Here is a 12,113-nt window from a genome sequence, read left to right as displayed (position 1 = left end):
ACTGCCACGCCTATCCGCGAAATCCCCGGCCTGAACATCGGTTCCCGCCCCTCTTCGCGCAAAGCGACCCAACGCATCGAAGACCTGCGCGCCATTCCTTGGAGTTTCTCCTGGGCGCAGTGCCGCCTGCCGCTGACGGGCTGGTACGGCGTGGGCAGCGCCTTGCATGCTTACGTCGAACAAGGCGCGGGAGGCAGTCCGGCCACGGCGCCTGCGCGCCTGGCGCAACTGCGCGATATGGCCGCGACCTGGCCTTTCTTCGCCACGCTGCTTTCCAATATGGAGCAGGTGCTCGCCAAGACCGATCTGGATATTGCGCGGCGTTATGCCGATCTGGTCGAAGACCGGAAACTGCGCGATGCCATCTTCGGACAGATTGCGCGTGAATATGAGCTGACGCTGCAAATGTTTGAGCAAGTCACGCAACGCCAGCTGCTGGCCACGGCGCCTGACCTGGAAGCCTCGCTGGCCGCCCGGTTTGCCTATATCGACCCCTTGAACCACCTGCAAGTCGAGCTGCTGCGCCGTTTGCGCGCCGCCAGCAGCAAAGCCGGCGGCAAGGCACTGGAACGCAACCAGCGCGCCATTCACATGACCATCAACGGCATTGCCTCGGGCCTGCGTAATTCGGGCTAAGCGCCGGATAACGCAAGCACGGCGTTTCATCAGGGCCATCAAGGACCGACATGCACACGTTTCGTTTCGTCTCCATGCCGGTTCTGCGCCCGGTGCTGTTCTGGCTATTCTGCCTGGCCTGCTGGCTGGGCAGCAGCTTGCCAGCCGCGGCAGCGGCCCCGGCTCGTCAGGCTGCGCCGGAGTTTCCCTGGACGGCGCAGCTGCACGATGCCCGTTCCCGCATCGACAACATCAAAGCGCAGGTCCAGGAAACCCCGACTGACGAACACCTGCAGACGCTGCGCCTGGATGCCTTGCAGGCCTATCGCCAGGCCAGCGACGCCAGCCTGGAAATTACCCCGGCCCTGGCCAACCTGCAGGAGCGCCAGCGCGAACTGGGCAATGCCCCCGAAGGCGCCGGCGAAGAGGCCGTCCTGGCCGATGAACGCAAACGCCTGGATAGCGCAGCCAGCGGGCTGGAAGCCCAGGCTCGCCTGGCCAACCTGATTGCGCTGGATGCTACCCAGGCCCTGGAAAGCATCGCCGCCCAGCGCCGCGATCTATTCAATGCCCGCCTGGGGCAGCGCAGCTATACGATTCTTTCTGCCGCCTTCTGGGCAGATCTGGCGAGCACCACACCGCTCGATACCATGCGCTCGCGCGGCCTGCTGGCAGAAACCGGCAACACCTTGGCCAGCCTGACGGCCTGGCAGTGGGCGGCCGCCGGGGCCTGGCTTATTTTCATGCTGGCCGCTGGCGCCATGTTGCAACGCCGCTTCTGGCATTACAGCGCCACTCAGGTTCCGCCTGGCCGCCTGCGGCGCGCCGTCCATGGCTGGACCCGCGTCCTGCTGGCCGTCGCCGTCCCCACCCTGCTGCTGGAAGGCCTCAATCTGGGGCTAGGCTGGGTGTCTCAGACCGCCAGCCCGACACGCGACTTTATCAGCGCCATGATAGGGACTGTCGGCTTCTGCGGCTATATCATCGGCCTGGGCCAGGGCCTGCTGATGCCGCGCCACGCCTCATGGCGCCTGCTGGCCATGCAGGACAGCACCGCTCAGGCCTTGCGCCACCTGCCGTTCTGCGCCGCGCTATTTATCGGCCTGACCTGGCTGGCAGAAAATCTGGCGGCATTCGCCAGCGTGCGCCTGTCCATCATCATTCTGATTCACAGCCTGGCTGGCCTGGCCTTGATCCTGGTACTGGGCGGCGTACTGAAAAGACTCTCGCAATTGCAGCGCGGCACGCCGGACAGCAAAACCCTGAGCGACGCGCCCTGGCTGACCCGCCTTATTATCCGCCGCCGCGGCCTGGTGCTGGCGCTGGCCTGGATTGCCCTGCTCTTCAGTCTGGCCAGTTTGCTGGTGGGGTATGTCGCGCTGGCAACCTTCATTCTGAAGCAAATCATCTGGAGCAGCGTCGTGCTGGGCACGGCCTTCCTGCTTTCCATCACAGCCACGGATCTTTCCCAGCTGCCCATTCTGCAAGGCAGCGGCTCGTCCCCCAAAGACAGCGCCGACAGCCGGGAAGACACGCCGCTGCGCCCCTGGCTGGTGCTGCTTGCCGGTATTATCCAGATGAGCATTGCGCTGTGCGGCCTGCTGCTGCTGTTCGCGCCCTACGGCCAAGGGCCGCTGGATATCTATGAGCACCTGGAACGCCTGCGCGGCAGCCTGTCCATAGGCGATATTCGCCTGCGCCCGGCCGCCATCATCCAGGGCCTGATGCTGCTGTTGCTCGGCATTGCGGCCATCAAGGCCATGCAGCACTGGCTCGCCCATCACCTGCTGCCAGCCACCCGCATGGAGCCTGGCATGCAGTCCTCGACCAGCACCTTGGCGGGTTATCTGGGTTATGTCATCGTCGTGGCTACAGCGCTATCGGCCAGCGGCGTCGGCCTGGAGCGGGTCACCTGGATCGCCAGCGCCCTGTCAGTCGGTATCGGTTTCGGCCTGCAAGCCATCGTCCAGAACTTTGTCTCAGGCCTGATCCTGCTGACCGAACGCCCGGTGAAAGTCGGCGATTGGGTCTCGCTCAGCGGCCTGGAGGGCGACATCCGCCGCATCAATGTCCGCGCGACAGAAATCCAGATGAGCGACCGCTCCCGCCTGGTAGTGCCGAATTCCGAGTTCATCACCAAGGTCGTCCGCAACGTCACGCCCCTCAATGCGCTGGGCCGGGTCCAGATCAAATTGCCGCTGCCGCTGGACACGGATACCGCCAAGGCGCGCGCCATTTTGCTGGAAGCGCTGGCGCATGAGCCTGCCATTCTGAAAACGCCCAGCCCGGAAGTCTATCTGGACGACATTGCCAACAACGGCTTGCTATTCAATGCCGTGGCGTATGTCTCTTCGCCACGCGTTGCCTATGCCACCCGCAGCCGGGTGCTGTTCGACAGCCTGCGCCGCCTGCGTGAAGCCGGTATTGCGCTCAGCTCGCCCTCTACCATGCTGGTAGCGCCGGCTGGCGGCATGCCTGCGCCCTTGCGGCCAGCCCCCCCGGCTGCGGAAGTTTAGTTCGCCGTTTCCTGCCCGCCGGCCTGGCGCTGTTCCCAGGCGGCGAGCGCTTCGCGGTATTCCTGCATGGCTTCCGCATAGAGGTCATAGACACAGGGCACGCAGCCGCTTTCACAACATTCGTTCGGGCCAGGCGCTTCCGGCGGTTCCGGCCTGGGGTCAGAACCGGCGGCGAACGCATCCTGCGCCTGCCAGGCGGCGCGGCAAAGCGGCACTGCCAGGCTGGCCTGCCCTGAATGCCTGGCAAAACCGGCACGCACTGAACTCACTGCAACTGACATAAAAACACTCCGGCCCCGGCACACCAGGCCACGCGGCGGCACCTGCTGCCAGTGGCAGACTGTGCATCCATGCGGCTCGCGGGCCTGTGGTCATCAAACTGTTATTTTTCGAGCTTATCTTTTAGCACTTTCCTGCTGCGGCGGCATCTGCATGAAAGTTATCCAGATCAGTGATTCACATCTGACCTTGCCCGGGCAGCCATTGCACGGCTCGGATCCTCTGGAGCGGCTGCGTTTGCTGCTGGAGCACGCCACGGCCGAACACCCCGACGCTTGCGGCATCATTCTGACTGGCGACCTGACACACCGCGGCGAGGCTGCGGCCTACCAGGCCTTGGGCCAACTGCTGCAAACGCAAACGCTGCCGCTGCACCTCATGCTGGGCAATCATGACCGGCGCGAGGAATTCCGCCGCCACCTGGCGCCATACTCGCGCGGCAGCAGCCCCTTTCAACAGTATCTGGTGCAGCACGGGCCGCACCGGCTTCTGCTGCTCGACACCCTGGATGAAGGAAAATCCAGCGGCCACCTCTGCCACTCGCGCCTGGCGTGGCTGGACGCGCAGCTCCGCGACGCCGCGGACGATGCCGTTTATATTTTCATGCATCATCCGCCATTTGACGTCGGCATGCCCCCGCTGGATAACTGCCGCCTGGACAATGCCGACGCGTTCCATGCCGTGCTGAACCGGCATGCCAATGTACGGCATTTGTTTTGCGGCCATGTGCACCGGCATATTTCAGGCAGCTGGCGCGGCCTGCCTTTCAGCACCGTCAAAGGCAGCAATCATCAGACCGCCTTGCGCCTGGGCCAGGCCGCGCACATGCGCAGCAGCGAAGCGCCCGGCTATGGCGTCATTCTGGCCAGTGAATCCGGTGTCATCGTGCACTACCAGGATCTGCCCTGTCCGTGACGCCCGCTGCGCAGCCCGGCCCCCGCCCGGCTGCGCCACCCAGTCAGGCGTCCTGAGGCGCCGCCTGGCCGCTAGCCTGAACGCGCCGCTGGTGCAGCATGGTGCCCAGCAGCACAATAATGAATAGCACGGTCAGCAGCAATACGATGGTGGGCGCTGGCGCGCTGTCGATGAAGAAACTCAGATACACGCCGCCCAGCGCGCAAACCACGCCTATCAGCACCGCCGTAACCAGCATATAGCCAAAGGTGCGCGTCAGCAGATAGGCAATGGCCCCCGGCGCAATCAGCAGGGAAATCGCCAGAATGATGCCCACCGCGTGCAAGGCGCCGACGACCGCCAGCGACACGGCCGCCAACAGCCCGTAATGCAGCACACCGACTTTCAGGCCAATGGTGCGGGCCTGTATCGGGTCAAAGGCATGCACCAGCAGCTCACGCCATTTGAACAATATCCAGGCCCCTATCGCCAGCGCAATCAAGCCGCTGCCGCGCAAGTCTTCCGCATCGACGCCCAGAATATCGCCAAACAGAATATGGTCCAGATGCACATCGCTGCGGATGCTGGTGTAAAGCAGCAGGCCGATGGCGAACATGCCGGAAAAGACCACGCCCATCACCGTATCTTTCTTGATCCGGCTGTTGTCGGCGATATAGCCCGTAGCCAGCGCGCACACCATCCCGGCGGAGAATGCCCCCACGGCATAAGGCAGGCCCAGCATGTAGGCAATCACGACCCCGGGAAACACCCCGTGGGCGATGGCGTCACCAATCAGCGCCCAGCCTTTGAGCACCAGAAAGCAAGACAATAAGGAAGCCGGCACAGCGACCAGCACCGCAATCGCCAGGGCGTACTGCATGAAGTCCAGCCGCAACGGCAACATCAGGGTATCAAGCATCATGCCTCTCCCGCCGAGGCCGGGGACAAACCTGCCGTGCGCCGGCCGCGCCGCCTGGCGGCCAGAATGCCATGGCGCGGCGCGAACACAAAGGCCAGCACAAACAGCGTGGTTTGCGCCACCACAATCACGCCGCCCGTCGCGCCATCCAGGAAATAACTGGCATAGGCGCCGCAGAAACTGCTAACCACGCCGATGCTGACCGCAATCAGGATGACGCGGTGAAACCGGTCGGACAACAGATAGGCGGTCGCGCCCGGCGTCACGATCATGGCGATGACCAGGAAAGCGCCGACCGTCTGCATGGCTGCCACCGCGCACGCCGAGAGCAAGGCAAAGAACAGGACTTTCAGCGCTGTGGTCGAAATCCCGACGGAGCGCGCATGATTTTCATCAAAGAAAGTCACCAGCAAATCCTTCCACTTGAGCAGCAGCACCAGCAGCGTAATGCCGCCAATCAGCGCAAGTTGCAAGGTATCGCCCGGCGTGATCGCCAGCACATTACCCAGAATGATGGTCTGGATATTCACGGACGCTGGCGAGAGCGACAGCATGAAAAGGCCCAGGCCGAAAAAGGATGAGAAGATCAAGCCGATGATGGCATCTTCCTTGAGACGCGTGCGCTGGTTCAGGAACATCATGGCGCCCGCCGCCAGGGCGCCCGAGAAAAAAGCGCCCAGGGAAAAAGACAGCCCCAGCATATAGGCGCCGGCCACCCCTGGCACGATGGAATGCGATAGCGCATCACCAATCAGCGACCAGCCCTTGAGCATGAGATAGCAGGACAAAAACGCGCACACGCCGCCAATCAGCGCAGACACCCACATGGCATTGAGCATGTACTCGTACTGAAACGGCATCAGCAGTGTCGCCATCACTGCTCCCCGCCAGGCGTCTCTTCGTGATCCTTGCCGCGCACCGTCGAACGGCCATCGCGCAGCACCAGCGGGCGTTCATCATCGGTCACGATACCCATGACGCCGCCATCGGCATCCGAGGTCGGCAGGTTGAAGTGGCGCAATACCCCGCCAAAGGTTTTTTCCAGGTTTTCCCGGGTAAAGACATCCCGGGTCGCCCCATAGGCCAGCACTGTGCGGTTAATCAGAATGGTCCGGTCGCAAAACTCCGGCACGCTGCCCAGGTTGTGCGTGGACACCAGCATCACCCTGCCCTCTTCGCGCAAACTTTTGAGCAAGGACACAATGGCGTCTTCCGTTTTGACATCCACCCCGGTGAAGGGCTCATCGAGCAGAATGACCTGCGCATCCTGAGCCAGCGCCCGCGCCAGAAATACCCGCTTTTTCTGCCCGCCGGACAGCTCGCCGATCTGGCGGTGCCGGAAGGCCTGCATATTCACCCGTTCCAGGGCCTGCGTCACGGCTTCGCGGTCGGCCAGACGCGGCCGGCGCAGAAACCCCATGTGTCCGTAGCGTCCCATCATGACGACATCTTCGACCAGCACGGGGAAGTTCCAGTCCACATCTTCGCTCTGGGGCACATACGCCACCAGATTGCGCCGCATGGCAGCGCGGACATCCTGCTGCAAGACTTTGATGCGCCCCTGCGACACCCGCAAAAAGCCCATGATGGACTTGAACAGCGTCGATTTGCCGCTGCCGTTCACCCCCACCAGCGCGGCAATCGTGCCGGTGGGAATGGCGAAACTGGCATTACGCAGGGCCGTATGGCCATTGCGGTATGTCACCGTGACATCCTTGACCTCAAGCCCTGCCCCTTCCTCTGCCTGGGGCAATGGCCCGCCGGATGCGGCAGACATGCCGCCTGCCGCCGGCGCGCCTGCGGCGGCCATCAAGGAATAGGCATGCGGCGCATGCCCGGACTGCGTCAGCCCGGCACCCAGGCTTGTGGTCAATGCTGGCTTCATTTTTTCAGCGCTTTGGCAATCGTTTCCGAAGTAACTTGCAGCAGATCCAGATAGGTCGGCACCGGACCCGACGGTTCGCTCAGCGAATCCACATACAGCACGCCGCCGTAATCGGCGCCGGTTTCACGCGCCACCTGTTGCGCCGGTGCCGGTGAAATCGTGCTTTCGCTGAAGACCGCCGGTACCTTGTGTTCACGCACGGCATCTATCATCTTGCGCACCTGTTGCGGCGTGCCTTGTTGATCGGCATTAATGGGCCAAAGATACAACTCCTTCAAACCGAAGTCACGCGCCAGGTAGCTGAAAGCGCCCTCACTGGTCGCCAGCCAGCGCTGGTCTTCCGGAATTTGCGCCAGCGCCTGAACAATAGGTTCCTTCACGGCATTGATCTTGGCTTTGTACGCCTCGGCATTGGCGCGATACGTCTCGGCATTGGCCGGATCATGCTGCGCCATGGCATCGCGGATGTTATCGACATAGATAAGCGCGGCGGACGGCGACATCCAGGCATGCGGATTGGGCTTGCCCTGGTAGGGGCCTTCGTCGATGGAGATCGGTTCCACGCCGTCGGACACGACCACGCTGGGCACATCCTTCAGGCGCTTGAAGAATTTTTCGAACCACAACTCAAGATTCAGGCCGTTCCACAGAATCAGCTGCGCGTCCTGCGCCTTGAGCAAATCACCCGGCGTCGCCTGGTAGTTATGGATCTCGGCGTCGGGCTTGGTAATGGACTCGACAATGGCCGCGTCACCCGCCACATTTTTTGCCATATCGGCAATCACTGTGAACGTGGTCACGACCTTCAGTTTGCTCGCTTCCTCCGCGGTTGCCGGGCCACCGGCCAGCATGAAGGCCAGCGCCAATCCGCTCGCAAGTACGCTGCGTCTTATTGAATTATGCATTTCCCGGCTCCGAAGATGACTCACTGCTTGGGTTGATGATGGATGCGAATAAAGCGAATGCAGATGCATCAAATTTGCATTTGATGCCCTCCGTCCAGGAAAATATAGCACAGGCTATAACTGATAGCATCAACCATAATATATTTTGGCGCTATAGTGGCGGCTGATGCGCATCACTAACCTGGGATGGGATGCATACAAGCAACGAAAAAGCAGGATAAATCAGCCATGACCGACCCAAGCTGTCGCCCGAAGACCTCGGGCCTGATGGATGCCGCGCTACAGGTGGAAAGCTTCCGCCAGGCGCGCGAAGCACGCCGCCAGGAGCGCGTGGACGATTATGTGGAGTTGATCTCGGACCTGATCCGGGACACGGGCGAGGCCCGGCAGGTAGATATCGCCGCGCGTATCGGCGTCACCCAGCCCACCGTCGCCAAGATGCTGCGGCGCCTGGTGGATGCCGGGTACGTCATTCAAAAGCCCTATCGCGGCATTTTCCTGACGGAAGCTGGCGAGCAATTGGCGGATATCAGCCGCACGCGCCATCAGCTGGTCGAGCAGCTATTGCTGACTGTCGGCGTGGACCCCGACTCCGCGCGCCGCGATGCCGAAGGCATAGAACACCATGTCAGCGAAGCCACGCTGGCCGCCTTTGCGCGCTTTATTGCCAGCCAGAACGGCAAACCCGCCGCCTGAACCTGACCCTGCCTGGCCGGCCAGGCCATGCGCAGGTCTATCGCACAAGTTCAACGCCACCGCCTTATCTTTCCGGCGGCCTGCCTTAAATCGTGAAATTCCTTTAAAGTAATGGCATAAGGTTACCGTTACGAGGAATCGTTCAATGTCTGACCGCAAGCCCCCTGTTGCACCGTCGTCTCCTTCCACCCCGCCCGGCTATACCGCGCCGCTTGTCAACGCGCTGCAATCCTTGCAGGCCAGCTGGCGCTGGTTTATCACTGTCGGCCTGCTGCTGCTGGTACTGGGCCTGATCGCCAGTGTTCATGTGCTGGCGGCGACTGTGTTCAGTGTGGTCTTCGTCGGCACGCTGATTGTGATTGCGGGTGTCAGCCAGCTGGTACAAGCCTGGCGCATCAAAAACTGGCCGGGCTTCCTGTTGTGGAGCTTCGCGGGGCTGCTATACACCGCCGCCGGCGTGATCGCCATCATCAATCCCATTACTGGCGCCGCCGCCCTGACCCTGCTGCTGGGCGCCACGCTGATTGCCAGCGGTGCCATGCGGCTCTGGCTCTGGTTCAACAACCGCAGCCAGCAAGGCTGGGGCTGGATTGCAACCTCGGGCCTGATTACCCTGCTGGCCGGCATTCTGATCGCTGCCGGCTGGCCTGCGAACAGTCTGTGGCTGCTTGGGCTGCTCCTGGCGCTGGACCTGCTCTTCCAGGGCTGGACCTTGCTGCTGCTTGGCCTGGCACTGCGTAATAGCGCTTCAAAATAAGCCCCGGCCCCCGGCCGTTCACTGGCGCCAGCCCGGCGCCAGGCCTGGCATCAAAACAGCCCGTATTTCCGGTCAGGAAACACGGGCTGTTTTTCTTCTGGCCCTCGCTGCGCCGCGATTCAGGCGGCCTGCAAGCTGCGCGGCACGACACCCAGATCTTCCCAGGCGCCGGGGTGGCAGGTGAAAATCAGGATCTGGTGGCGCTTGGCCGCGTCATACAGCACCCGCTTCATTTGCCCCAGCCGCCCTTCATCGGAATGCACCAGCGCATCATCCAGTATGACTAGCGAGGGGCGGCCCGCTTCCTGCAGCAAGTCGGCATAGGCCAGCCGCGCCAGCACGCCTATCTGCTCTCTGGCGCCATGGCTCAGATCCGCCAGCGCGCCGCTTTCCAGCCCCTGGCTGCCCGCTCGCCGGATCTGCCCCGGCACCAGTTCGTCATCAAGTTCCACGCTGGCGCCAGGAAACAGAATGCGCAGGTAACGGTCCAGATGCTTATGCAGCGGCGCATGCAAACGCCGCATCATGCGGCCCCGCGCTGTCTCCAGACTGTCCAGCAGATAATCCAGCGCTGCGGCGCGCCTGGCAAGATCGCCAGCACGGCGTTGCGCCTGCGCCAGCTGCAAGCGCCGGTCTGCCAGGTCTTCTTCCAGGCCGGCGCTGCCCATGGTTTCCAGGCGGCTGCCCAGTTCAGCCAGCAAGCGTTCACGTTCCTGATAACGCTGGCGCTGTATGGACTCGCTATCTGCCAGGCGCTGCACATCCTGACGCAGAAAATCAAGATCCACCGACAGCAATTGCGCCTCCAGCGCTTCCAGCTGGGCCTGAGCCTGGGCTGCGTCGCTGCGGGCATCCGCCAGATCCATCAAGGCCTTGCGCTGCTCGGCATCCCGCTCGGGGGCTGTCAGCGCGGCCTGCGCCCGTTCCATTTCCGTTTGCGCCGCCGCCAGTTCGGTATCACTGACACGGGCCTGCAAGCGGCTCTCCTGCAAAGATTGCAGGGCAGTCTCATGTTTGCCCTGCGCCGCTTGCGCCGCTGCCTCAGCCTCTGCCTGCGCCAGCGCAGGCGCAGCGGCGTTTTCGTCCGCAGCATGCTGAGCTTGCGCCAGCCATTGCGCAGCCTCCTGCCATTGCTCCCTGAGCTGTTCCAGCTCCTCTTGCAAGGCCGCACTGCCCTGAGGCGCATAACTGGCCGCAACCTGCCGGGCAGCCTCCGCCTGCGCCTGCAACTGATCATAGCGGCGCGCCCGCGCCTGGGCAGCGCCGGTATCGGCCACCCCCAGCTCTTGGAGCAAGCCCGCGAGTTGCTGCTGCAAATCGGCATGCGTTGCCCGCAGGGTATCCAGCTCGCTGCCCCCTGGCAGAATGCGCAGGCTGCCCAATCCCGGCAATTCCCAGATCGTGGCTTCGTCCAGCGTCCGCCGGCCATGACCGCTCAGGCGTTCAGCGCCCGCAGCGATTTCCGCGCCCTCATGCAAGGCATATTCAACCGTGGTGGCCGCGGCTTCAAGACGGGCGTGCGCCAAACGGGCTGCCTGCTCAAGACGCTCCAGCCGTTTGAGGTCCTCAGGCGCCACACGCTCCTGGCGCGCCTGCGCCTCACGCTCGCGCCAGCTGGCCTGCGCGGCCTCGGCCTGCGCCAGCCGCGCCGTCAGCTGCTCCGCCTGGCGCTGCGCCGCCTGTGCCTGACGCGTCACTTCCGCCACGCGCTCACGCTGGCGCGCCGCATCCAGAACCGCTTGCGCCTGGACGCGCGCCTGCTGCGCCTGAGCCGCCAACTGCTCCTGGCGCTGCAAGGCCGTCTGTGCAGCTGCGCTGCGCTGCTGGGCCGCCAGCAGCGCAGCCTGGCGTTCATTCAGCGCCAGCTCCTGCTGGCGCAAGTGTTCCACGCGCAACTGCTGAGCGCTGACCTGCGCCTGGCATTGCCTGAGCCGCCCAGCCGCCTGCTGCCGTTTTTCCGCCAGGCCTTCCGCCTGCCGCAGGCGCTGCTGCGCCTGCTCGCGCTCCTGCGCCAATTGCTCCCACGGCCGCTGCTGCCTGGCCTGGGCGTGCTCGGCCCGCAGTTTGCTCAACCTGTCGATATCCTCATGGAAGAGCGCAATCCGCTGCTCCAGGGTTTGCACCTCTTCGCGCAGGCTTTCCGACTGTTTCAAGGCCGCCGCGTAATCCCCCTTGGGCGCGCCAGTGGACGCATGCAGCAAGGCTGCCCGCGCTTCGCGCACCTGCGCCAGTACGTCGTCGCCATCACTGGCCGACAATTCCCCCAGGCTATCGCTCAAGGCATCACGCAATTGCTGCCCGGCATGACGCACACGCTGGGTCAGTTCATGCGCATCCCCCTGGCGGATCCACAGCAAGCCAGGTACCCCCATGTCCGCCGCATCACTGGCGCCTTTACGGGCAAAACGAAAGCCCATCAGCTCCGCCAGATAATCCTCGGCCTCGGCGCCATCCAGCGCCTTGCCATCAATCAGCAAATGGCAACGCTTGCGGCCCATGAAGGTCTTGGACAGGCGGTACTCCCGCCCTTGCCACACAAAATCCACCTCAATCTGTGGTGTGGCGGACGGTTCGTCCCACGGGCGCAGATAGGCGACCGAACTGGAGCGGTGCCGTTCCAGAAAGGCAGCGCGTATGGCTTCGGCCA

At 63.2% G+C, this 12,113-nt stretch carries 11 protein-coding genes; 5 read left to right on the top strand and 6 right to left on the bottom strand.

The window, feature by feature from the left end; all coding sequences use genetic code 11:
- Positions 1–636, top strand: a 636-nt coding sequence (locus ACTJGZ_RS14100; protein WP_441663539.1) for a phosphoenolpyruvate carboxylase, incomplete at its 5' end; no start/stop codon positions are given.
- A gap of 50 nt (positions 637–686) precedes the next feature.
- Complete coding sequence (locus tag ACTJGZ_RS14095; RefSeq protein WP_441663538.1) at positions 687–3,131, top strand: DUF3772 domain-containing protein; 2,445 nt, start codon at positions 687–689, stop codon at positions 3,129–3,131.
- On the opposite strand, the gene ACTJGZ_RS14090 is transcribed toward ACTJGZ_RS14095, so the two are convergent.
- Positions 3,128–3,346 carry an oxidoreductase-like domain-containing protein gene (locus tag ACTJGZ_RS14090; protein ID WP_441663540.1) on the bottom strand — a complete coding sequence of 73 codons (219 nt, stop codon included), beginning with the start codon at positions 3,344–3,346 and terminating at the stop codon, positions 3,128–3,130. The two genes, ACTJGZ_RS14095 and ACTJGZ_RS14090, sit on opposite strands and share 4 nt — an antisense overlap.
- Positions 3,347–3,563: 217 nt before the next feature.
- On the opposite strand from ACTJGZ_RS14090, the gene ACTJGZ_RS14085 reads away from it, so the two are divergent.
- Positions 3,564–4,325 carry a phosphodiesterase gene (locus ACTJGZ_RS14085; RefSeq protein WP_441663537.1) on the top strand — a complete coding sequence of 254 codons (762 nt, stop codon included), beginning with the start codon at positions 3,564–3,566 and terminating at the stop codon, positions 4,323–4,325.
- A 43-nt stretch (positions 4,326–4,368) separates the two neighbouring features.
- Here the strand turns inward: ACTJGZ_RS14085 and ACTJGZ_RS14080 are convergent, their stop codons facing one another.
- Genes ACTJGZ_RS14080 through ACTJGZ_RS14065 form a run of 4 tightly spaced genes read right to left on the bottom strand, consistent with a single transcriptional unit; the run spans position 4,369 to position 8,013 of the window.
- The gene (locus ACTJGZ_RS14080) at positions 4,369–5,226 is read right to left on the bottom strand and encodes a metal ABC transporter permease (RefSeq protein ID WP_441663536.1); all 858 of its coding nucleotides are present in this window, start codon (positions 5,224–5,226) and stop codon (positions 4,369–4,371) included.
- Positions 5,223–6,098, bottom strand: coding sequence for a metal ABC transporter permease (locus ACTJGZ_RS14075; protein ID WP_441663535.1), 876 nt, complete (start codon positions 6,096–6,098; stop codon positions 5,223–5,225). The genes ACTJGZ_RS14080 and ACTJGZ_RS14075 overlap by 4 nt, the downstream gene beginning before the upstream one ends.
- Positions 6,098–7,096, bottom strand: coding sequence for a manganese/iron ABC transporter ATP-binding protein (locus ACTJGZ_RS14070; RefSeq protein WP_441663534.1), 999 nt, complete (start codon positions 7,094–7,096; stop codon positions 6,098–6,100). The genes ACTJGZ_RS14075 and ACTJGZ_RS14070 overlap by 1 nt, the downstream gene beginning before the upstream one ends.
- An 8-nt stretch (positions 7,097–7,104) precedes the next feature.
- A complete protein-coding gene (locus tag ACTJGZ_RS14065; protein ID WP_441663533.1) occupies positions 7,105–8,013 on the bottom strand; it encodes a metal ABC transporter substrate-binding protein in 909 nt (302 codons plus the stop codon).
- A gap of 228 nt (positions 8,014–8,241) precedes the next feature.
- On the opposite strand from ACTJGZ_RS14065, the gene mntR reads away from it, so the two are divergent.
- Positions 8,242–8,709, top strand: a complete 468-nt coding sequence (mntR, locus tag ACTJGZ_RS14060) for a manganese-binding transcriptional regulator MntR (RefSeq protein ID WP_441663532.1) — start codon at positions 8,242–8,244, stop codon at positions 8,707–8,709.
- Positions 8,710–8,854: 145 nt separating this feature from the next.
- Positions 8,855–9,466, top strand: a complete 612-nt coding sequence (locus tag ACTJGZ_RS14055; RefSeq protein WP_441663531.1) for an HdeD family acid-resistance protein — start codon at positions 8,855–8,857, stop codon at positions 9,464–9,466.
- 119 nt (positions 9,467–9,585) lie between these two features.
- On the opposite strand, the gene ACTJGZ_RS14050 is transcribed toward ACTJGZ_RS14055, so the two are convergent.
- The coding region (locus ACTJGZ_RS14050; protein ID WP_441663530.1) for an ATP-binding protein at positions 9,586–12,113 on the bottom strand (2,528 nt) is incomplete at its 5' end.

Source organism: Kerstersia sp. (genome assembly GCF_052103615.1).
GTDB lineage: Bacteria > Pseudomonadota > Gammaproteobacteria > Burkholderiales > Burkholderiaceae_B > Kerstersia.
Note: the sequence above shows the minus strand (reverse complement) of the source record. Positions and strands in the feature narration are given on the sequence as shown.

Coding starts and splice junctions, on each gene's coding strand:
- ACTJGZ_RS14085 (WP_441663537.1), top strand. CDS start 3,564: ATGAAAGTTATCCAGATCAGTGATTCACATCTGACCTTGCCCGGGCAG.
- ACTJGZ_RS14055 (WP_441663531.1), top strand. CDS start 8,855: ATGTCTGACCGCAAGCCCCCTGTTGCACCGTCGTCTCCTTCCACCCCG.
- ACTJGZ_RS14080 (WP_441663536.1), bottom strand. CDS start 5,226: ATGATGCTTGATACCCTGATGTTGCCGTTGCGGCTGGACTTCATGCAG.
- ACTJGZ_RS14075 (WP_441663535.1), bottom strand. CDS start 6,098: ATGGCGACACTGCTGATGCCGTTTCAGTACGAGTACATGCTCAATGCC.
- mntR (WP_441663532.1), top strand. CDS start 8,242: ATGACCGACCCAAGCTGTCGCCCGAAGACCTCGGGCCTGATGGATGCC.
- ACTJGZ_RS14065 (WP_441663533.1), bottom strand. CDS start 8,013: ATGCATAATTCAATAAGACGCAGCGTACTTGCGAGCGGATTGGCGCTG.
- ACTJGZ_RS14095 (WP_441663538.1), top strand. CDS start 687: ATGCACACGTTTCGTTTCGTCTCCATGCCGGTTCTGCGCCCGGTGCTG.